At 67.7% G+C, this 20,743-nt stretch carries 21 protein-coding genes and 2 tRNA genes; 15 read left to right on the forward strand and 8 right to left on the reverse strand.

Features of this window, described 5'->3' with window-relative positions:
* Positions 1-21 precede the first annotated feature (21 nt).
* On the reverse strand, positions 22-675 hold the full coding sequence (locus ABNQ39_RS08460; RefSeq protein ID WP_376956810.1) for a LuxR C-terminal-related transcriptional regulator: 654 nt from the start codon (positions 673-675) through the stop codon (positions 22-24).
* Positions 676-1,131: 456 nt separating this feature from the next.
* Here ABNQ39_RS08460 and ABNQ39_RS08465 point away from each other — a divergent pair, with 456 nt between their 5' ends.
* The gene (locus tag ABNQ39_RS08465) at positions 1,132-1,800 is read left to right on the forward strand and encodes a LuxR C-terminal-related transcriptional regulator (RefSeq protein WP_376956812.1); all 669 of its coding nucleotides are present in this window, start codon (positions 1,132-1,134) and stop codon (positions 1,798-1,800) included.
* A 213-nt stretch (positions 1,801-2,013) separates the two neighbouring features.
* Here ABNQ39_RS08465 and ABNQ39_RS08470 read toward each other — a convergent pair whose 3' ends face one another.
* Positions 2,014-2,586 (reverse strand): type 1 glutamine amidotransferase domain-containing protein, encoded by a 573-nt coding sequence (locus ABNQ39_RS08470; RefSeq protein ID WP_376956814.1) that lies wholly within the window; start codon positions 2,584-2,586, stop codon positions 2,014-2,016.
* 132 nt (positions 2,587-2,718) lie between these two features.
* Here ABNQ39_RS08470 and ABNQ39_RS08475 point away from each other — a divergent pair, with 132 nt between their 5' ends.
* Positions 2,719-3,075, forward strand: a complete 357-nt coding sequence (locus tag ABNQ39_RS08475) for a hypothetical protein (RefSeq protein ID WP_376956816.1) — start codon at positions 2,719-2,721, stop codon at positions 3,073-3,075.
* A gap of 31 nt (positions 3,076-3,106) precedes the next feature.
* On the opposite strand, the gene ABNQ39_RS08480 is transcribed toward ABNQ39_RS08475, so the two are convergent.
* From ABNQ39_RS08480 to dcd, 3 genes are all read right to left on the reverse strand, one after another.
* Positions 3,107-3,577, reverse strand: coding sequence for a DUF2948 family protein (locus ABNQ39_RS08480; RefSeq protein ID WP_376956818.1), 471 nt, complete (start codon positions 3,575-3,577; stop codon positions 3,107-3,109).
* A 63-nt stretch (positions 3,578-3,640) separates the two neighbouring features.
* Positions 3,641-4,933 (reverse strand): UDP-N-acetylglucosamine 1-carboxyvinyltransferase, encoded by a 1,293-nt coding sequence (gene murA, locus ABNQ39_RS08485; protein ID WP_376956820.1) that lies wholly within the window; start codon positions 4,931-4,933, stop codon positions 3,641-3,643.
* A 51-nt stretch (positions 4,934-4,984) separates the two neighbouring features.
* Complete coding sequence (gene dcd / locus ABNQ39_RS08490) at positions 4,985-5,539, reverse strand: dCTP deaminase (RefSeq protein WP_042696175.1); 555 nt, start codon at positions 5,537-5,539, stop codon at positions 4,985-4,987.
* A gap of 165 nt (positions 5,540-5,704) precedes the next feature.
* Between dcd and ABNQ39_RS08495 the strand changes: the two genes are divergently transcribed.
* Positions 5,705-6,136, forward strand: a complete 432-nt coding sequence (locus tag ABNQ39_RS08495; protein WP_376956823.1) for a GNAT family N-acetyltransferase — start codon at positions 5,705-5,707, stop codon at positions 6,134-6,136.
* Between the two features lie 81 nt (positions 6,137-6,217).
* Here the strand turns inward: ABNQ39_RS08495 and ABNQ39_RS08500 are convergent, their stop codons facing one another.
* Both ABNQ39_RS08500 and ABNQ39_RS08505 read right to left on the reverse strand, forming a co-directional pair.
* Positions 6,218-6,364, reverse strand: a complete 147-nt coding sequence (locus tag ABNQ39_RS08500; protein WP_376956825.1) for a hypothetical protein — start codon at positions 6,362-6,364, stop codon at positions 6,218-6,220.
* A gap of 22 nt (positions 6,365-6,386) precedes the next feature.
* Positions 6,387-6,725, reverse strand: a complete 339-nt coding sequence (locus ABNQ39_RS08505; RefSeq protein WP_109050879.1) for a hypothetical protein — start codon at positions 6,723-6,725, stop codon at positions 6,387-6,389.
* Between the two features lie 168 nt (positions 6,726-6,893).
* Between ABNQ39_RS08505 and ABNQ39_RS08510 the strand changes: the two genes are divergently transcribed.
* Genes ABNQ39_RS08510 through ABNQ39_RS08520 form a run of 3 tightly spaced genes read left to right on the forward strand, consistent with a single transcriptional unit; the run spans position 6,894 to position 9,757 of the window.
* Positions 6,894-7,877: an SDR family NAD(P)-dependent oxidoreductase gene (locus ABNQ39_RS08510; protein ID WP_376956827.1), complete on the forward strand. Its 984-nt coding sequence runs from the start codon at positions 6,894-6,896 to the stop codon at positions 7,875-7,877.
* Positions 7,878-7,908: 31 nt separating this feature from the next.
* Complete coding sequence (locus ABNQ39_RS08515; RefSeq protein WP_376956829.1) at positions 7,909-8,913, forward strand: MraY family glycosyltransferase; 1,005 nt, start codon at positions 7,909-7,911, stop codon at positions 8,911-8,913.
* Positions 8,914-8,917: 4 nt separating this feature from the next.
* The gene (locus ABNQ39_RS08520; RefSeq protein WP_376956831.1) at positions 8,918-9,757 is read left to right on the forward strand and encodes a glycosyltransferase family 2 protein; all 840 of its coding nucleotides are present in this window, start codon (positions 8,918-8,920) and stop codon (positions 9,755-9,757) included.
* Here the strand turns inward: ABNQ39_RS08520 and ABNQ39_RS08525 are convergent.
* The gene (locus ABNQ39_RS08525) at positions 9,719-10,768 is read right to left on the reverse strand and encodes a glycosyltransferase family 2 protein (RefSeq protein WP_376956833.1); all 1,050 of its coding nucleotides are present in this window, start codon (positions 10,766-10,768) and stop codon (positions 9,719-9,721) included. The genes ABNQ39_RS08520 and ABNQ39_RS08525 overlap by 39 nt on opposite strands.
* Before the next feature lie 172 nt (positions 10,769-10,940).
* Between ABNQ39_RS08525 and ABNQ39_RS08530 the strand changes: the two genes are divergently transcribed.
* The 9 genes from ABNQ39_RS08530 to rpmG all read left to right on the forward strand — a co-directional run bounded on the left by ABNQ39_RS08530 (position 10,941) and on the right by rpmG (position 20,539).
* Entirely contained in the window at positions 10,941-11,885 is a 945-nt protein-coding gene (locus ABNQ39_RS08530; protein WP_376956835.1) for a UDP-glucose 4-epimerase family protein, read from the forward strand.
* A 77-nt stretch (positions 11,886-11,962) separates the two neighbouring features.
* On the forward strand, positions 11,963-13,897 hold the full coding sequence (locus ABNQ39_RS08535) for a polysaccharide biosynthesis protein (protein WP_376956837.1): 1,935 nt from the start codon (positions 11,963-11,965) through the stop codon (positions 13,895-13,897).
* A 161-nt stretch (positions 13,898-14,058) separates the two neighbouring features.
* Positions 14,059-14,133, forward strand: a tRNA-Thr gene (locus ABNQ39_RS08540).
* 36 nt (positions 14,134-14,169) lie between these two features.
* Positions 14,170-14,244, forward strand: a tRNA-Thr gene (locus tag ABNQ39_RS08545).
* 136 nt (positions 14,245-14,380) lie between these two features.
* A complete protein-coding gene (gene aroC / locus ABNQ39_RS08550; protein WP_109047232.1) occupies positions 14,381-15,460 on the forward strand; it encodes a chorismate synthase in 1,080 nt (359 codons plus the stop codon).
* Between the two features lie 7 nt (positions 15,461-15,467).
* Positions 15,468-16,040 carry a hypothetical protein gene (locus ABNQ39_RS08555; protein WP_376956840.1) on the forward strand — a complete coding sequence of 191 codons (573 nt, stop codon included), beginning with the start codon at positions 15,468-15,470 and terminating at the stop codon, positions 16,038-16,040.
* 64 nt (positions 16,041-16,104) lie between these two features.
* Positions 16,105-18,255 carry a ribonuclease R gene (gene rnr / locus ABNQ39_RS08560; RefSeq protein WP_376956842.1) on the forward strand — a complete coding sequence of 717 codons (2,151 nt, stop codon included), beginning with the start codon at positions 16,105-16,107 and terminating at the stop codon, positions 18,253-18,255.
* Positions 18,256-18,646: 391 nt separating this feature from the next.
* Positions 18,647-20,215, forward strand: coding sequence for a S41 family peptidase (locus ABNQ39_RS08565; protein WP_376956844.1), 1,569 nt, complete (start codon positions 18,647-18,649; stop codon positions 20,213-20,215).
* A gap of 156 nt (positions 20,216-20,371) precedes the next feature.
* The gene (rpmG, locus tag ABNQ39_RS08570) at positions 20,372-20,539 is read left to right on the forward strand and encodes a 50S ribosomal protein L33 (protein WP_012974790.1); all 168 of its coding nucleotides are present in this window, start codon (positions 20,372-20,374) and stop codon (positions 20,537-20,539) included.
* Positions 20,540-20,743: the final 204 nt, after the last annotated feature.

The following is a 20,743-nucleotide window of genomic DNA, read 5'->3' on the forward strand; positions in this document are numbered from 1 at the left end:
CGTTCAGGCAATGCGGACTCTTCAGCCTTCTCCGGTGAAGCAGCCGTTGCGGGCGGCGACCACCGCCACCTGGGTGCGGTTGCGCACGCCCAGCTTCTGCATGATGGCGCGCACATGCACCTTCACCGTGCCTTCCAGCACGCCCAGGCCGCGGGCGATCTCCTTGTTGGAGTGACCGGCCAGCAGAAGCTCGAACACGTCGCGCTGGCGGTCGGTCAGTCGGTCCAGGATGTCGTCGTTGCCGCGCGGCCCCTCGGCCAGCGCTCCGTTCAGCACGGCACGCGGCAGCGGCAGGAAGATGTCGCCACTGAGCGCCAGCGAGATGGCATGCTCCAGCACCTCCGGCGGGCTGGTCTTCAGCACGTAGCCGCGGGCGCCCATGCGGACGCTGTCGACGATGTCCGCCACCTCGTCCGAGTTGGTCAGGATCAGGACCGGCACTTCGCCCAGAGCTTCCTTCAGACGGCGCAGCCCGGCGATAGTGCCGCCGCCCGCGTCATCCTCATCCACGCGCGGCGGGCCGGGGTCGTACAGGACAAGGGCCAGCTCGGGAGTCTGGCGGCCGACGTTCAGCGCTTCATCCAACGACCCGGCCTCCAGCACGCGCGTCCCAGGGCAGATCTCGCCGATGGACAGCGCAAAGCCGTGGCGGACCATCGGCTGCTCGTCGACCACCAGAAAAATCCGCGTGGGATTGCCCGCGCTACGCGAACCACCGCGCGCTTGAAGCTCGAACTCCATCGTGTCCCCTTATTCTCAGCGGACCGCTCCTCAGTCAGGGCCAAGAACACCAAAAAGCCCCAATGGGAAAGCGGTTCATTCGCGCCGCTCCTTGGCGCAGCTACCCCTAAATATCGAATGAATGGATCCACGATCATTTTCACCGCAAATCCGATCTATTGGCTGTGACTTTCCTGTTCTCACCTTGCGCTGTTGGTTAATGAACCGTATAAATCATCCCAGCATGAAGCGTAAAGCCCGCTGTTCCGAACAATATTGTTCTAATTTTCTATGTTCGGAGTCCGTGCGGACCGGCCAACCGGTCCGGTCCTTTTCCTGGACCTTCAGGCACGGAACAAAAGGGGGGATCGCCGCCGCCCGGAAAAAGGGCGGCTCAGCGGAGGATGATCAATGACGACATGGAATGTGATGCTGGTTGACCATGACCGGCTGTTTTCTGCGGCCCTGGCAACGTTGATCGGCGGCGGCCCATTCCGGGTCAGCGCCCATGCGGCCAGCGCCGACGACGCGCTCGACCTGATTGCCGACGGCGAGGAACCCGACCTGATCGTGCTGGCGCTGCAGGATGGCATGCCGGAGGAGATCGCCGGCATCCGGAGGTTGCGCGACGGCACCTCCGCCCGGATCGCCGTGCTTGCCGACACCATCGCCGACCGCAGCCTGTCGCAGTCGCTGAAGGCCGGCGCCGACGCCTATCTGAACAAGAGCATGTCGAGCGAGAGCCTGCTGCGCTCCCTGCGGTTGGTGATGCTGGGCGAGGTGGTCTATCCCACCCATGTCGCCGGCCTGCTGATGGCCGCCGCCAACGAACGCCCGCAGCACAACCCCACCCCGATTGCCATGCCGCCCAGCGGCGACCTGTCGAAGCGAGAGGTGCAGATCCTGCGCTGCCTGCTGGCCGGCCAGTCGAACAAGGCCATCGCGCGCAACCTGCACATCACCGAATCGACGGTGAAGATGCATTTCAAGAACGTGATGCGGAAGATCAACGCGCAGAACCGCACGCAGGCCGCGGTATGGGCCATCCAGAACGGCTTGTCGCCGCTGGTGACGGCGTAGGGTCTGCTGGAGAGGGGTGCCCTCTTCCCATATATTCGATAGCCCCCTTCCCTCCCCCGCTTTCGCGGGAGAGGGATAGGCAGGGAGCAAGTCTGCGCCCTTATACCAGCGGCTCTTGATCCTGACCTGTCAGGATCAAGAGCTTCGCCGGCATGGGCCGCCGCCGTGCCGGTCGGCACGGATACCAGCGGTCATCATCAATGACCGCTGGTATTACTCCGCCGCGTGACGATGGCCGGCGTGGCGGCCTTCGCAGAACTCCTCGATCATCTTGCGGCAGAAGGCCGGAATGTCGTCCGGCTTGCGCGACGTGACCAGCCCGTGGTCTGTCACCACCTGCTCGTCCACCCAGCTGGCGCCCGCGTTGCGCAGGTCGGTCTGCAAGGACGGCCAGGAGGTCATGCGCTTGCCGCGCACGCCGCCGGCATCGATCAGCGTCCAGGGGCCGTGGCAGATCGCGGCGATAGGGCGGCCGGACTCCACGAAGCTCTTCACGAACGCGATCGCCTTCGGCTCCAGCCGCAGCGAATCCGGGTTCATCACCCCGCCCGGCAGCAGCAGCGCGTCGTAGCGTCCGGCATCGGCCTGGTCGAGCGTCACGTCGACATCGACCATGTCGCCGCGGTCATGGTGATTCCAGCCCTGAATCTGCCCAGCTTTGGGGGCGACCACATGCACGGTGGCGCCGGCGTCGCGCAGCGCCTTCACCGGTTCGGTCAGTTCCACCTGTTCGAAGCCGTCGGTGGCGAGCACGGCAACGGTCTTTCCATCGAGTTTCTGAGCCATCGAGGCATGTCCTTCACTGAGGGTCATGCCGTGGAAACCGGATTACCCCTGGATGGTTCCCTGGGAACTGTCCCGCAATTCCCATGTTGATTGTGACATACGAGACACACATCAGCGATGGGAGCCGAAATCATGAGGTTCCAGACCTTGTTGGCCGGCCTTGCGCTGGCGGCAACCCTGCCATTCGCCCACATCGAGTCGGTCCAGGCCGCGGATCCGCGCGGCGGCGACGATCTTGTCGGGCTCGAAGTGACCGGTCTGCTCGGCGAAGAGCTGGGCCAGATCGTTTCCGTGTCGCCCAGCGCCGACGGCAAGGACATCAGCATCCTGGTCGAGGCCAGCGGCATGCTGGATGTCGGCCACCGCTTCTTCACCGTCCGCCGCTCGCAACTGTCGCCGGGCGAGGACGAGGATACGGTGACCTACAAGAAGACCGCGCAGGACGTGATCCGCCGCCTGCACACCGATACCCAGGTCGCGGAGCGCTGATCGCCAGCGCTCCTGACCCGTCCCGAAGCGGTCAGGCCGGTTCGTCGGGGTGGCAGGGTTTGCAGCCGGTGGGCCAGGGCTCACCCAGATCCTCCACCATCACGCGCCAGGACGGCGCATCGAGGCGGACGCAGCCGCCACCGGCGAAATGCAGGGCGACGCCGCCCTCCACCGTCTCCATCGACAGCAGCTCCATGATGCGGCCGCGCTCCTTCAGGTCGAAGCCGCGCAGCTTGGCACCGGTGACCCCCTCCACCCGCAGGCCGCAATGGACCCGCTCGTAGGGGGCCAGATCGTCGTCGTCGGCGGACGGGCCGGGGCGTGGGCCGTCGGCGGCCTCCCAGCGGAAGCGGTTGACGACCATGACGAACCGCTTCTCGTCGGGCTGGAAGCACATGTCGCCGACCGGCAGGATGGCGTCCTGCAGGCAGGCGGAGACGACCTTCAGATCCTCCTCGTCTTCGGCGCGCAGGCGGATCGGGGTCATGGCTGGGGCCGTCATGTTCGGGGGCACCTCTCGGGAAAGGCCAACCTCAGGGGATGGCGGGAGGGGCACCCCCGCCGTTCACTCGTCGCCGCCGTGGATGCGTTCGATCTCCGCACCGCAGGCAGCCAGCTTCTCCTCCACCCGCTCATAGCCGCGGTCGAGGTGGTAGACGCGGTTGACCGTCGTCTCCCCCTCCGCCGCCAGCCCGGCGAGCACCAGCGACACCGAAGCGCGCAGGTCCGTCGCCATCACGGGCGCGCCGGTCAGCCGCTCCACGCCACGCACCAGGGCCGACGAGCCGTGGACCGTGATCCGCGCGCCCATGCGGGTCAGCTCCGGCGCGTGCATGAACCGGTTCTCGAAGATCGTTTCCGTGATCATCGCGGCACCCGTCGCCGTGCACATCAGGGCCATCATCTGGGCCTGAAGGTCGGTGGGGAAGCCCGGGAACGGCTCGGTCATCACATCGACGCCGTGCAGTTCGCCGTTCGCGCGCGACACGCGGATCCCGTTCTCGATCTCCTCGAAGGCGACGCCGGCCGGAGCCAGCGCCTTGACCGCCGCTTTGATCAAATCGAGACGGGTGTTCATGATGTCAAGACGGCCACCGGTGATGGCAGCGGCCATCGCATAGGTGCCGGTCTCGATGCGGTCGGCCACCACCATGTGGCGGGCGGCATGCAGCCGGTCGACACCCTCGACCACCAGCCGGTCGGTGCCGATGCCGGTGATCTTCGCCCCCATCTTGACCAGGCATTCGGCGAGGTCGGTCACCTCCGGCTCGCGCGCGGCGTTGACCAGGATGGTGGTGCCCTTGGCGAGCGTGGCCGCCATCAGCAGGTTCTCGGTCGCACCGACCGACACCTTGGGGAAGACGTATTCCGCACCGCGCAGGCCGCCCGCCGGGGCCTTGGCGACGATGTAGCCGGCATCGATCCGGATGTCGGCGCCCATCGCCTCCAGACCCTTGATGTGCAGGTCCACCGGGCGCGCGCCGATGGCGCAGCCGCCGGGCAGCGACACCTTGGCCTCGCCGCAGCGGGCCAGCAGCGGCCCCAGCACCAGTACGCTGGCGCGCATCTTGCGCACCAGATCGTAGGGGGCGGTGGTGTTGGTGATGTCGCGCGCGGTGAAGTCCACGGCGCGGCCGGCGCAGTCGCCCCCCGCCCCGGCCATGTGGATCGCCACGCCGTGCTGCAACAGCAGATTGCACAGCGTATTGATATCGGCCAGGATCGGCAGGTTGGTCAGCGTCAGCGTCTCGTCGGTGAGAAGAGACGCCGTCATCAGCGGCAGGGCGGCGTTCTTGGCGCCACCAACGGTGATGGAGCCGTTCAGCGGTCGGCCGCCGCGGATGCGGATCTTGTCCATGGACCTGTTTCTTTCACAGATACGCTTTTGAAGGCGTTCAAATAGGAGCGCTCAGAGCCGGGGCAGCGTGACGCCCTTCTGCCCCATGTATTTGCCGGACTTGTCGGCGTAGGACACATCGCACACGCTGTCGCCCTTCAGGAACAGGAACTGGCACAGCCCCTCGTTCGCATAGACCTTGGCGGGCAGCGGGGTGGTGTTGGAGATCTCCAGCGTGACGTGGCCCTCCCACTCCGGCTCCAGCGGGGTGACGTTCACGATCAGACCGCAGCGGGCATAGGTGCTCTTGCCCAGGCAGATGACCAGAACGTCGCGCGGGATGCGGAAATACTCCACCGTGCGGGCCAGCGCGAAGCTGTTCGGCGGGATGATGCAGACGTCGGTCTTGCGGTCGACGAAGCTCGAATCGTCGAAGCGCTTCGGGTCGACGATGGCATTGTCGACGTTGGTGAAGATCTTGAACTCGTCGGCGACCCGGGCGTCGTAGCCGTAGGACGACACGCCGTAGGAAATCACGCCTTCGCGCTTCTGGGTCTCGACGAAGGGCTCGATCATGCCCTTGGTCTCGGCCATCTCGCGGATCCAGCTGTCCGGCATGATGCCCATCGCGGGGGTACTCCTTGGCGTATCGATTGGATGGAGGGGTCGTGAAGGCTGGTTTGTAGCCGAGCACGCGGCGGCGCTCAAGGAAAGGTGGGCCGCTTGGCGCGCATGGACGGTTCTTTATCACGGCGCTGGTCTTCATCGCCGCGACGTCTAAGCTCGGCGTCCATGAGCCAGAACTTCATCCTGTCCGTGACGGACACCCCCGCCCCGGCCGACCTCGCCGGAATCTACGAGGGCCTGCGGGCCTACAACGAGGCGTCGCTCGGCCGCGCTTATGACCGCCGCGACCTGGTGGTTGCCGCCCGCGATGCGGACGACGCGCTGAAGGGCGGGCTGGTCGGCTATACCAACTGGGAATGGCTGTATGTCGACCTGCTGTGGGTGGACGACTCCACGCGCGGCAGCGGTCTCGGCGGCCGGCTGCTGGCTGCGGCGGAGGCGGAGGCCAAGACCCGCGGCTGCCGCTGGTCGCGGCTCTACACCTACGACTTCCAGGCGCCGGGGTTCTACCCGAAGCAGGGCTATGAGGTGTGGGCGGAGATGGATGGCTACCCGCCAGGACACAGGCAGATCTGGTTCAGGAAGGAACTGGCCTGAACGGTTTGGCCGGGAGCCGCTTGGCATGAGCGGAAGCGCCCTCTCCCCAAGTTCGGGAGAGGGAAGATTCCGGGAGAGGGGCTATTCCCCCCGCTGCCGCGCCTGTTCCTTGCGCTTGCGCAGGTTCTCGCGCAGGCGGGCGGCAAGGCGTTCGTCGCGGCCCGATGCCGCCGGCTTCGGCTTCACCGGGGCCGGCGGCGGGGTCGTGGGTTCGGCGGGGTCGTCCATCGGCGCGGCTCCGCCCCGGATATCAGTGGTCGGAATGGTGCAGGATCTGGTCGCGCAGCCCGGTGTCGTACTCGACGCCGGTCGCGGTCAGGATCGCGGCGGCGGGCGTGCGCTTCACGATGCCCTTGCGCTCCAGGATGGTCCACACGGCGTCGTTCTGCAGGCCGGTGGCGTCCTTGGCGGCGACCACGGCATGGCCGAGATGGAAGTGGTTGCCGTGAGCGTGCGGCAGGCCGGTGATCATGAAGCCACCCTCCTCGTCCTCGGCCGGCTTGTTCTCCAGGCGGGCGATCTCCTGCAGCAGGGTCAGGGTGCGCAGCTGCAGCGGGTTCAGGTTCAGCGGATTCTTCTTCGGGGGCATCGATCGTCCCATCGGTCCTGATGTGTCGCGGTCGCGCAGTAGACCGGCAGGGCGGATCGGCTGTCAAGCGTGCGAACCGGTCGGTGGAGGCCCGTGGATGGAGGCTGGCGCGCCAACCGCCGCTGGGGCATAAGACCGGCGGACCATCGTCACATAGGGTGTCGGACCATGACCATCCTCGTCACCGGGGCCGCCGGCTTCATCGGATCGCATGTCGCGGCTGCGCTGCTGGACCGCGGGGAGAGCGTTCTCGGCATCGACAACCTGAACGACTATTATGCGGTGACGTTGAAGGAGGCGCGGTTGGCCCGGCTGACCGGCCGCAACGGATTCCGCTTCATCAAGGCCGACATCTCGGACCGCGCGACGGTGGAGGGTCTGTGGCCGCAGTTCGCCGATGTGACCGGCGTCGTCCATCTGGCGGCGCAGCCAGGCGTGCGCTACTCCATCGAGAACCCCTATGCCTACGTCGACGCCAACGTCACCGGTCAGGTGACGCTGCTGGAGGCGGCGCGACGCATGCCGGGCCTGCGGCATTTCGTCTATGCGTCGACCTCGTCGGTCTATGGCGCCAACCGCAAGATGCCCTTCTCGGTGGAGGACAGGGTGGACAGCCCGGTGTCGGTCTATGCCGCCACCAAGAAGGCGGCGGAGATGCTGGCCTTCACCTACAGCCATCTCTACCGGATGCCGATGACCGGCCTGCGCTTCTTCACGGTCTACGGCCCGTGGAGCCGCCCGGACATGGCGACATGGCTGTTCGCCGACGCCATCACCGCCGGCCGGCCGATCCGCGTCTTCAACGATGGCAAGATGAAGCGCGACTTCACCTATATCGACGACATCGTCGCCGGCGTGCTGGCCGCCCTCGACCGTCCCGCTCCAGTGGATGCGGAGACCGGCGCCCCGCACCGCGTCTTCAACCTCGGCAACAACCGCTGCGAAGAGCTGATGCGCTTCATCGGCGTGCTGGAGCAGGCTCTTGGCCGCGAGGCGGTGAAGGTGATGGAGCCGATGCAGGCCGGCGACGTGCACGAGACCGCCGCCGACATCGACCTGAGCCGCCAGTTGCTGGGCTTCGAACCGAAGACACCCATCGAGATCGGCCTGCCCCGCTTCGTGGAGTGGTACAAGGGCTATCACAAGCTCTGACCTCCCCCTCTTTTCCACCATCCGAGCCGCCATGACCTCCACCGCCTATTCGACCGCGCTGATCGGCGTCTTCCTGCTGTGTCTGGCCGTGGGCTGGTACCTGTCGACGCGGGTGCTGCGCTATCTCCTCGCCAGCAGCATCATGGACATCCCGAACGAGCGGTCGAGCCATCAGGCCCCCACCCCGCGCGGCGGCGGATGGGCGGTGATGCTGACGGTGGTGCCGGTCTTCGCCATCGCCGGGCTCGTCCTGGGCCGGCCGCTGGAGACCGGGGCCGTTCTGCTGGGCACGCTGGCGCTGATGGGGGTGTCGTGGATGGACGACCGGCGCACCCTGTCGCCGCTGCTGCGGCTGGCGGTCCAGGCGCTGGCGGTGGCGTTCGGGCTGCTGGCGCTGCCTGCGGACCAGCTGGTCTGGCAGGGCTGGCTGCCCTGGGGTCTGGACCGGGCGGCGACGGCCTTCCTGTGGCTGTGGTTCGTCAATCTCTACAATTTCATGGACGGCATCGACGGGCTGGCCGGCAGCGAAACCATCCTGATCGGCGGCGGCGTGGCGCTGGTGGCGCTGGTCATGGGCGATTTCGGCCTGACCGGGGTTGCGGGGGCGGCGCTGGCCGGAGCCGCGGCGGGCTTCTTGACCCACAACTGGCGGCCGGCACGCATGTTCATGGGCGATGTCGGCAGCATTCCACTCGGCCATATCCTGGCCTTCCTGCTGGCCTCGCTGGCGGCCCGCGGCGATTGGGCTGCGGCGCTGATCCTGCCCGCTTACTACCTGACCGACGCCACCATCACGCTGCTGCGCCGCCTGCTGCGCGGCGAGAAGATCTGGCAGGCCCACCGCGAGCATTTCTACCAGAAGGCCGCCAAGGGCGTCGGTCGGCACGACCGTGTGGTGCTGACCATCATCGCCTACAGCCTCGTCCTGGTTGCCGCAGCACTGGCCGCGGGGACCTTCGGGGCCTGGACGCTCGCGCCGGGGGCGGTCGCCGTGGCACTGCTGCTGGCGACGCTGGCCCGCATGGCGAAGGCCTGATCCGATGACCAGCGTTTTCCTCGACCTGTCCGTCGTCCTGTATCATCCCGACCCGGAACTGCTTGCCCGCTCGCTCGACACCATCGGTGCCGCCGCCGACCGGCTGGCGGAGGGAGCCGGAGTTCAGACCCGGCTGTGGATCATCGACAATGGCGCGCCGAAGGGTAGCGACGCGGCGACCAGTCCGTTCCAGGCTCTGCTAGACCGCTACGCGGTAGCCGGCCGGCCGCCCATAACGTTGATCGCCGGGCACGGCAATGTCGGGTACGGCGCCGGGCACAATCTGGCGATCCGGCAGGGCGACGCGCCTTACCACCTGATCCTCAACTACGACATCCTGCTGGAGCCGGACGCGCTGCTGGCCGGCTGGCGCTACATGGAGGCGCATCCGCGCACCGTGCTGCTGACGCCCAAGGTGTTCGGCCCGTCGGGTGAACAGGAGTTTCTGTGCAAGCGCCGGCCGACCGTGCTGGATCTGGGGCTGCGCGCCTTCGCGCCCGGCTCCGTGAAGCGGATGTTCGCCACGCGGCTCGACCGTTACGAGATGCGCGACGTCACCCGCGACGCCGTCGTGACCGGGCTGGAGCAGGTCAGCGGCGCCTTCATGCTGTTCCGGCGCGACGCGCTGACCCGGCTGGGTGGCTTCGACGACGGCTATTTCCTGTATTTCGAGGATTTCGACCTGTCGCGCCGGGCGATGGCGCTGGGCGAGATCGCCTATGTGCCGGATGTCCGCATGGTGCATTTCGGCGGCAAGGCAGCGCGCAAGGGCGGCGCGCACATCAGGATGTTCGCCCGCTCCGCCCTACGCTTTTTCAACACCCACGGCTGGCGGCTGGTCTGACCCACGCGACAGCCGGCATCCCGGCCGGCCACGCGTCTTCAGCAGCAGAGGGTTCCAGGCGATCATGCGGGCAACCTGCCCAAGCGTCGCCTTGCGGTCGTGCTGGATGGCCCGGCGCTTGGCGATCATCCCCGGCAGTCCGCGCAGCGCGTCGCGGATTCCGCGGCCGATGGCGCCGGTGCGCCCGCTGCCCAGGCTGCGGAAGACCAGATAGACCACCAGCAGCGAATGGCCGACGAAGGCCAGCGGCAGCAGCGGCAACGGCATGTTCTTCACCATCGTCCACACCAGATTGCGGACGCCGTGATACTGGGCGAAGGTGCCGTACTGCTTGGACACGCCGCTGCTGACATGCTCCACCACCGCGTCGCCGACCTGCACCGCCGGTCCGCCGCTGAGCCGGATGCGGAAGCCGAGATCGACATCCTCGCAATAGCAGAAGAAATCCTCGTCGAAACCGCCGACCGCTTCGAAATAGTCGCGCCGGTACATCGCCGCCGCCGCACAGGGCGAGAAAACCGCCCCGCTGTAATAGGGCGGCTTCAGCATGCGGCGGTAGTTGACCCGCCAGGCGAAGCCGAAGATCGAATACTGATCGCCCTCGCCGTCGATCATCCGGGGATCGTGCGAGAAAAGCTGGGTCGAGCCGAACATCGCCACATCGGGCTGCGCATGGGCGGCGGCTTGCAGCCGCTCCATCCAGTCGCGGCGCGGGAAGGCGTCGGGGTTCAGCGTGACGATCCAGGGGACGGTGGCGCCGGCCGCGCCGACATTGTTCGCCTTGGCGAAGCCGACATTCGTGTCCATCCGAACCATGCGAAAACGCGGATCGGCGGGCAAGGCGATGCCGTCGACATCCTTTGAGGCATTGTCGACGATCACCACCTCGAAGGCAGGATCAGTCTGATCGAGCAGACAGCCAATGACACGATTGACGAAGTCTGCGCAATTAAAGCTGACGATGATGATCCGGCTGTGCCGATCATTTGCACCGTCGACGGTATGTGACATGTCTTGGTAGCGTCCTTATTCACGCGTCCCTCACCAGCTTATAGCCATTCCGACCCCCGACCGAAAGCTGGAAAAGGGTCTTGGGGCTTTGTGCCGTGGCACCACCCGGCCAAACCGGATACTAAGGCATGCTTGACTGCACCAACCGAATCCAGCCCGGACCGTCCTTCCCATGCGCGTTCTCCTGACCGGCGCCACCGGCTTTGTCGGCCGCCACACCATCCCGCTGCTGGCCGCCCACGGGCACACGGTGCGCGCCGCCCTGCGCAACCCGCAGGATGGGCCATGGGAACCGGCGAAGGTCGGCGACATCGGCCCCGGCACCGACTGGACCGCGGCGCTGGCCGGCATCGACGCCGTGATCCACATGGCGGCCCGCGTCCATGTGATGCGCGACAAGGCCGCCGACCCGCTGGCGGAGTTCCGCCACGTCAACACCGCGGGCACAATCCGGCTGGCGGAGCAGGCGGCGGCGGCCGGAGTGAAACGCTTCGTCTTCCTCAGCAGCATCAAGGCGATGGTGGATGAAAGCCGCCCTGCCCCGCTGGACGAGGCGACGGCGCCCGATCCCCACAGCCCCTACGGCATCTCCAAACTGGAGGCGGAACGCGGACTGGCGGCGATCTCCGCCCGCACCGGCATGGAGGTGGTGGTGATCCGGCCGCCACTGGTCTATGGCCCCGGTGCGGCCGGCAACATGCGCGCCCTGGTCAAGCTGGTGGCGACCGGCCTGCCGCTGCCGCTGGGCGGCATCCACAACCGGCGCAGCCTGATCTATGTCGGCAACCTCGCCGACGCGGTGGTGACGGTGCTGGAGCATCCCGACGCCGCCGGCCGGACCTTCCTGGTCCAGGATGGGGAGCCGGTTTCGACCGCCGATCTGGTGCGCGCCATCGCCGAAGCACTCGGCCGACCGGCACGGCTGGTCCCGGTGCCGCGCGGGCTGATGGCGCTGGGAGCGGCGTTGACCGGCACACGGGCGGTGTTCGACCGGCTGGCCGGCACGCTGACGGTGGATGACGGCCCCATCCGCAAGAGGCTCGGCTGGCGCCCGCCCCATGACCTTGCGTCCGGGTTGCGCGCCACCGCGGAATGGTTCAAAGCTTCCCGCGGCTGATTTCCGGGCTGGAACAGCCATGGCAGGCTCCAGCCCGCCGGTTTCCACGGCCGAACGAATGAACAAGGTTTAGCGGCATGCGCATCCCGTCCGCACGGGCCTCCCTGGTTTTCCTGCACGATCTGGTGATGACCGGGGTCGCTCTGGTCGTCGCCCTCTACCTGCGGGTGGGCGGTTCCGCCTTCGGCCTGTATTCCGATGCCCTGACCATCGCGCTGCCTGTGCTGGTCGGCGTTTCGGCGGCGGTCTTCCTGCTGTTCGGGCTGTACCGCGGCATCTGGCGCTACGCCTCCATTCCCGACCTGATGCAGGTGGTGCGCGCCGTCACGGTGGCGGTCCTGTGCTTCGTGCTGGCAATGTTCCTGCTGACGCGCGCCGAACTGCTGCCGCGCTCGCTGCCGCCGATCCTATGGCTGGTGCAGATGCTTCTGCTCGGCGGGCCGCGTTTCGCCTACCGCTTCCTGAAGGACCGCCGCTTCAGCTGGGCCGAGGCGGTCGAGGGCGTGCCGCGCATTCCCGTGCTGCTGCTGGGTGTCGGCGACGCGACGGAGCTGTTCATCCGTTCGCTCGACCAGCCGGGCCAGTCGGCCTACCGGGTGGTCGGCATTCTCGACGACAAGGGCCGGCGCGTCGGCCATGCGGTGCGCGGCGTGCCGGTGCTGGGCGGGCCCGACGACCTGGAACAGGTGGTCCAGACGCTTGAGCGCAAGCACGAGCGACCGCAGCGGCTGATCGTCACCAAGGGCAATGCCGAGCTGAAGGGATCGACCCTGCGCAGCCTGCTCGACCGGGCGGAGGCGCTGGGGCTGGTCCTGTCGCGCCTGCCCAGCCTGACCGAGTTCAAATCGGCGCTCGGCGAAGGCAAGGGCATCGAGGTGCGACCCATCGCGCTGGAGGACCTGCTGGGCAGGCCGCAGGCGGTGCTGGACCGCGGCGCCATTGCTGGACTGGTCGGCGGGCGGCGGGTGATCGTCACCGGCGCCGGCGGCACCATCGGCAGCGAACTGGTCCGCCAGATCGCCGCATTGGGACCGGAACGGCTGATCCTGCTCGATGCCGGGGAGTTCAACCTCTACAGCATCGAGATGGAGGTGCGGGAGAAGTTCCCCGACCTCGACCCGCGTCCTGTGATCGCCGACGTGCGCGACCGCGACCGCATCATGCGCCTGTTCCAGGAGGAGCGCCCTGCCCTGGTCTTCCACGCCGCGGCGCTGAAGCATGTGCCGCTGGTGGAGGCCAACCCGTGCGAGGGCACGCTGACCAACGTCGTCGGCACCCGCAACGTGGCCGATGCGGCGCGCGCCGCCGGCTGCCTCGCCATGGTGCTGATCTCCACCGACAAGGCGATCCGCCCGACCAGCGTGATGGGGGCGGCCAAGCGCTTCGCCGAGACCTATTGCCAGGCGCTGGACGTGCTGCCGCCGCGCGACGGGACGGATCATGCGACCCGCTACATGACCGTGCGCTTCGGCAATGTGCTGGGCTCCTCGGGCTCGGTGGTGCCGCTGTTCACCCGCCAGCTGGCGAAGGGCGGCCCGCTGACCGTCACCCATCCCGACATGCGCCGCTATTTCATGACGGTGCGCGAAGCGGTGGAGCTGGTTTTGCAGGCCTCCGCCCACGGCGCCACGCGGGCGGAGGATCGCGGCAAGATCCTGGTGCTGGACATGGGCGAGCCGGTGAAGATCGCCGATCTTGCCCGCCAGATGATCCGGCTGGCTGGCTACCGCCCCGGTGTCGACATCGAGATCGCCTATACCGGCCTGCGCCCCGGCGAGAAGCTGTTCGAGGAAATCCTGACCGCGGCGGAGACGCCGAGCCGCACCGAGGCCGACGGCGTTTTCCTCGCCTCCCCCCGGCTGATCGACTATGCGCTGATCAACCGTGCCGTGGGCGAATTGGAGGCGGCTGCGCGGGCCGGCGACGGCGAGCGGGTCCTGTCGATCCTCGGCACCGTCGTGCCCGATTTCCGCGCCGAAGCGGTGCTTCCGCCGGCCGCGACGCAGGCCTGATCCGGGCAGCCGTTCCGGGCGCGAAAAAAAGTGAGGGACAAGGTGATTTTAAGCGCTTGCATCCCCAAAAGGCCTGTGGCATAACCCGCGCCACTTCGGGGGGCGGTCAAGCCTGAACGCCTCACCCGGACGCATCGCCCCGGCGATGATCGGTTATCGGGGCTGCCGTAGCTCAGTGGTAGAGCACTCCCTTGGTAAGGGAGAGGTCGAGAGTTCAATCCTCTCTGGCAGCACCATTCCTCCGATCTTGTCACTAGGCGCCTGCATCTGGCGCTGCCGTAGCTCAGTGGTAGAGCACTCCCTTGGTAAGGGAGAGGTCGAGAGTTCAATCCTCTCTGGCAGCACCATTCCCCTCTTTTAAAAACTCCCCCTTAAAAATCAGCGCATCGCTTCCTTGACCTTGCCGCCGAAAGGCCGCAAGAAACCCGCGTAATAGACGCTACGTCATTTATCGGCGCGGGTTCGTTTCGGGAGGATGTCACAATGGCCGGCAACAGCTTCGGCACGCTTTTCCGCTTCACCACCTGGGGCGAGAGCCATGGCCCGGCCATCGGCGTCGTCGTGGACGGCTGTCCGTCGCTGCTCGACCTCGTGGCGGAAACCGACATCCAGCCCTGGATGGACAAGCGTCGGCCCGGCCAGTCGCGCTATACGACCCAGCGCCAGGAACCCGACCAGGTGAAAATCCTGTCCGGCGTGTTCGAAGGCAAGACGACCGGCACGCCCATCTCGCTGCTGATCGAGAACACCGACCAGCGTTCCAAGGACTACAGCGACATCGCCGGCAAATTCCGCCCCGGCCATGCCGACTACACCTACTGGCAGAAATACGGCATCCGCGATTACCGCGGTGGTGGCCGCTCCTCGGCGCGGGAAACCGCCTGCCGGGTCGCCGCCGGCGCGGTGGCGCGCAAGGTGCTGGGGTCCGCCATCCAGGTGCGCGGTGCGCTGGTGCAGGTCGGCCCGCACAAGATCGACCACAGCCGCTGGGACTGGGCAGAGATCGACAACAACCCCTTCTTCTGCCCCGACCCGGTCGCCGCCACCCAATGGGCCGAGTATCTCGACGGCATCCGCAAGAGCGGCTCGTCGGTCGGCGCGGTGGTCGAACTGGTGGCCTCCGGCGTGCCGGTGGGGCTGGGCGACCCGCTCTACGACAAGCTCGACAGCGACCTCGCCTGCGCGATGATGACGATCAACGCGGTCAAGGGCGTCGAGATCGGCAACGGCTTCGCCGCCGCCGAACTGACCGGCGAGGACAACGCCGACCAGATGCGCATGGGGCCGGACGGCCAGCCGCAGTTCCTGACCAACAATGCCGGCGGCATCCTGGGCGGCATCTCCACCGGGCAGGACATCGTCGTCCGCTTCGCGGTCAAGCCGACCAGCTCGATCCTGACGCCGCGCCAGACGGTGGACACCGCCGGCAACGACACCGACATCCTGACCAAGGGCCGTCACGACCCCTGCGTCGGCATCCGCGCCGTGCCGGTGGGCGAGGCGATGATGGCCTGCGTCCTGGCCGACCATCTGCTGCGCCGGCGGGCGGAACGGCGGGAGTGAACACCCGATGCCCGTCCTCCACCACGGACCGCGCCTGATCCTCGCCCTAGCGATGCTGGTCTTCGCCGCGCCCGCCGCGGCGGAGGACGGCAAGACCTTCCGGGAGTTCGACGAGAGCTTCAAAAGCTGGAAGCTCTACTGCCAGCTCTGGTCCGGCACACGGCAGGTCGAATGCGAGCTGTCCGCCCGCGGCGTCAACGACCGCACCGCCCGGCTGGTCTGGCTGCGCTCGACCGAGCGCTGGCGCGAGGGGCTGCGCTTCCGCGTTTCCCCAGAATCGCTGGATTTGGACAGGCTGGTCCGCGTCTGGGCCGATCGGGCGGTGTTCAAGCCCGATTCCCCCTGCAAACCCTTCCGCTTCGAAACCAACACCTGCGCGATGACCGATCCCGACCTGAACCGCCGCATGGTGGAGAAGATCGCCCCGGCACCGGAGGTTTCCATCGTCGGCCAGTCGCCGGCCGGGGAGAAGACGGAGGTCCGTTTCCCGCTGGCCGGCTTCCGCGAGGCGCTGGAGCGCAGCGACGCCATCAGGGCGATGGTCGGCCGCAGTTGGGCGACGGCCCCCGGTGCTGAGTGAAAGCGGCGTGGACTGATCCCTATATAACCATGCCAGCGACAAGAACCGACGGATCCCCCGCCCAGTGACCGACAGCCATTTCCCCAGCAAGGACACCATCCTCGCCTTCATCCGGTCCAGCACCACCCCCGTCGGCAAGCGCGAGATCGCCCGCGCCTTCAAGCTGTCCGGATCGGCCGACCGGGAGACGCTGAAGGATCTGCTGCGGGAGTTGGAGGCGGACGGCACGGTGGAGCGCGGGCGCAACAAGCGCATGGCTCCGCCCCAGGCCCTGCCCGCCGTCGCGGTTCTGCTCGTCACCGGCGTGGATGCGGACGGCGAGCTTGCCGCCCGGCCGCTGACCTGGACCGGCGAGGGCAACCCGCCGCGCATCTTCCTGCTGCCGGAGAAGAAGTCGCGGGGAGAGGACAAGCCACTGGCGGTCGGCGACACGCTGCTGGCGAAGCTCGCCCGCATCAACGACCGCCTCTACGAGGCCCGCGTCATCCGCCGCATAGATGGGGAACGCGAAGGCCGCATCCTCGGCGTCTACCGGCCGAGCGCCGATGGCGGGCGCATCCTCCCGACCGACCGCCGCCACAAGACCGAGTTTTTGGTGCTGCCGCCCAACCGCGGCGATGCCGAGCCGGGCGACCTCGTCTTCGCCGACATCCTGCCGGCCGGGCGCGCCGACCAGCCGCAGGCCCGCGTGGTCGAGCGGCTGGGCTCCACCGACGAGCCGCGCGCCTTCAGCCTGATCGCCATCCACGCCCACGGCATCCCCACCGTCTTCCCGCACGCAGCCTTGCGCGAGGCGGAACTGGCGGCGGTGCCGGCGCTGATGCAGCGGGAGGATCTGCGCGACATCCCGCTGGTGACCATCGACGGCGCCGACGCCCGCGACTTCGACGATGCCGTGTGGGCGGAGGCCGACGGCGATCCGGAGAATCCGGGCGGCTGGCACCTGATCGTCGCCATCGCCGACGTGTCCTATTATGTGCGCCCCGGATCGGCGCTGGACCGCACCGCCTACGAGCGCGGCAACTCCGTCTATTTCCCCGACCGCGTCGTGCCGATGCTGCCGGAGGCGCTGTCGAACGGCCTGTGTTCGCTGCGGCCGGGGGAGGACCGCGCCTGTCTGGCCTTCCACCTGTGGATCGACCGCAACGGAGTGCTCATCCGGCATCGGCTGGTCCGAGGTCTCATGCGGTCGGCGGCGCGGCTGACCTACGAACAGGTGCAGGACTGCCACGACGGCCGGCCGGACGAGGTGACGGGGCCGCTCGCCGACAGCGTGATCGCCCCGCTGTTCGGCGCCTATGCCCGGCTGGCCGCCGCCCGTGCCAAGCGCGGCACACTGGAGTTGGACCTGCCCGAGCGCCGCGTCCACATCGACGAACGCGGCCGGGTCGCCGAGATCGCCAGACGCGAGCGCCACGACAGCCACCGGCTGATCGAGGAGTTCATGATCGCCGCCAATGTCGCGGCGGCAGAGGTGCTGGAGCGGCGCACCATGCCCGGTCTCTTCCGCGTCCACGACCGACCCTCGATGGAGAAGATGGAGGCGCTGCGTGGTTTCCTGGCCGGGATCGGCCACCCGCTGACCAAGAGCGCCGATCTGACGCCCGACCACTTCACCCGCATCCTGCGTAAGGTGGAAGGGACGTCGCACGCACCGCTGGTCAGCGAGGTGGTCCTGCGCGCCCAGGCCCAGGCCGCCTACAGCCCGGACAACATTGGCCATTTCGGGCTGGCGCTGCACCGCTACGCCCATTTCACCTCGCCGATCCGCCGCTATGCCGACCTGATCGTCCACCGCGCGCTGATTCGCACGCTGGGGTTGGGCGTCGGCGGGCTGGACGACGAGACGCTGGGCCGGCTCGCGGAGATCGGGGAGCATCTCTCCGGCACCGAACGCCGCGCCGCCACCGCCGAGCGCGACGCGGTGGACCGCTACACCGCCGCGTTCCTGGCCGACCGCATCGGAGAACGTTTCAGCGGCCGAATCTCCGGCGTCAGCCGCTTCGGGCTGTTCGTGCGGCTGGACGAGAGCGGCGCCGACGGGCTGGTTCCGGCCAGCAGCCTGCCCGACGACCGGTACGACCATGACGAGGGCGCGCACGCCCTGGTCGGACAGCGTACGGGGCGAACGTACCGCCTCAGCAGCCCGGTCAAGGTGGTACTGGTGGAGGCCGATCCGGTCAGCGGCAGCACGCTTTTCCGGCTGGCCGATTGAGGCCTGACGGAAGGGTCGCCCCAGACCCGTTGCAGAATAGCAACGCTTGAGCCGGGCGGCCGGACGGACGGCGACTCGTGGGCAGGCCAAGGTTTCGTGACATCCCCGCCATACAAGCGTGGCCTTGGCGACACAGGATTGGACAATCCGCAACATTGTGGTGCGGCCCGCAATTTTGTCCCGCCCGCCCTCCTGAACGAAGGTGTATCTATCACCCATCCGGGATCGGGAACATCCTCCTCCGGTCCGGCTGCAGGAAAGGGAGGCCGCGGTTCGCCCCATGGCCCAGTTCGATCACAACGTGTGCGATCACGGCGTGTGCGACCAGAATGCACCGTCCCACGTGCCGTCTTTTCGGATCTCCGCCCTATCGGGCGCCCTGATTTCAGGTGTGGCGCGCAGCTTCAGCCGCCCGCTCCGTCATCTGGCCTTCCAGTTTTCCGCCGCAGCCCTTCTCGCCACCACCGCTCTCGCCGGAACTCCGCAGGCCGCGAACACCGCGCCGCAGCCGGTGACCGAACAGGTTTTCTCCGTCGGCTTCGCCAAGATCGCCGAAGTCTATCTGGAGCCGGTGTCCTTCAACCGCCTTGGAATGGACGGATTGAAGGGGCTGACCGCGCTCGACCCGTCGGTGACGGTGGAGCATGCCGGCAGCACCGTACGCCTGTACGTGTCCGGCGCCCTGGCGGCGGAGTACGGCACCGCGGCCGATGGCGACGCCGCCGGCTGGGCGGTTCTGACCACCCGCATCATCGACCGCGCCCGCGTCTACTCTCCCACCCTGGCGAAAGCGACGCCGGAGCGGCTGTATCAGGTGGTGTTCGACGGCGTCACCGCCGATCTCGACGGCTATTCCCGCTACACCGGCGTCCAGCGCGCCAGCAACGAACGCGCCCAGCGCGAGGGGTACGGCGGCGTCGGCCTGTCGTTGGACACCACATCCAATGGTCGCGTCATCGTGCATGACGTGATGCCGCACAGTCCGGCCGAGCGCGTCGGCATCGTCGACGGCGACCAGCTTCTCGCCATCGATGGCGACCTGACGACGCGAATGAGCGCGGCGGACATGCGCGAGCGGCTGCGCGGTCCCACCGGCACGCTGGTCACGCTGACCGTCGCCCGCGACAATGGCGCCCCCCGCCGGCTACCGCTGCGCCGCGAGCGGGTGGTGCCGAACACCGTAACCTATTCGCTGTCCGGCGACGTCGGCATCGTCAAGCTCGACCGCTTCAACGCCACCACGGCCTCCAGCCTGCGGTCGGCGGTGACATCCATCCGTCAGGCGGCGGGGCCGACGCTGCAAGGCATGGTTCTCGACCTGCGCGGCAATCCGGGCGGGCTGCTGGACCAGGCGGTCGCAGTCGCCGACCTGTTCATGCGCCGTGGCCGGATCATCTCCACCGAAGGGCGCAACCCCGAAAGCCGCCAGCGCTTCGACGCCAACCCCGACGACCTGCTCGACGGACTGCCGCTGGTGGTGCTGGTCGACGGCCGTTCCGCCTCGTCGGCGGAGGTGGTGGCGGCGGCTCTGCAGGACTCGGGCCGCGCGGTGGTGGTCGGCGCCTCCAGCTACGGCAAGGGGAGCGTCCAGACGGTCAACCGCCTTCCCAACGACGGCGAGCTGTTCCTGACCTGGAGCCGCATCTACACCCCGGCCGGCTATACCCTGCACCGCCAGGGCGTCCAGCCCACCGTCTGCACCAGCCGGGCCGGCCAGACCGATCCGGAGGCTCTGCTGTCCGACTTGCGCGAGGGGCGTCTGCGCCCGGCACAGGTGGCGAGCTGGCGGTCCAAGGCGGCCGACGACGAGCATGCGCTGAGCGCCCTGCGCGAAGCCTGCCCGTGGAAGGAGCACGAACCGGAACTGGACCTGAAGGTCGCCATGCGCCTGCTGGCCGAGCCGGGGCTGTACCAGCGCGCCGTCGCCACCGCCGTGGTCAACACGGTGGCGGAGCGCTGACACCGGTTTTGGGGGCGTCGCTGTGGCAATCGCCGTCGGACGCCAGATTCACCGCCCATAGGGCTTGACATTGCGGCGTCAGACGGTATTTTCCGCCGCTACGACGCCGCCCCCGCCGGGCCGGCGGGGCACGGATTTTTTGTCGGGATCGAGATCATGGCCAAGCAGAACACCGTCCTCATCAAGCTGGTGAGCACGGCTGACACCGGTTTCTTCTACGTGAAGAAGAAGAACCCGAAGAAGACCACCGAGAAGTTGTCGTTCCGCAAGTACGACCCGGTGGCGCGCAAGCACGTCGAGTTCAAGGAAGCCAAGATCAAGTAAGTCTTGTCCGACATTGAGCTGTGCTTCGAGTGAACAAGGCCGCCTTCCGGGCGGCCTTTTCGTTTTTGGCCCCATGCATCGCCGGTGCGTTTTATCGGCCACTGCAGATGCGGCGTCCGGTCGCAGCCGCTATTTGCGGTGACAGTTCCACCACGGATGCATGCATTCCAAAAGGGGCGCTCCGGGTGGACACTCTCCGAAGAG

Source organism: Azospirillum sp. A26, assembly GCF_042604635.1.
Classification (GTDB): Bacteria; Pseudomonadota; Alphaproteobacteria; order Azospirillales; family Azospirillaceae; genus Azospirillum; species Azospirillum palustre.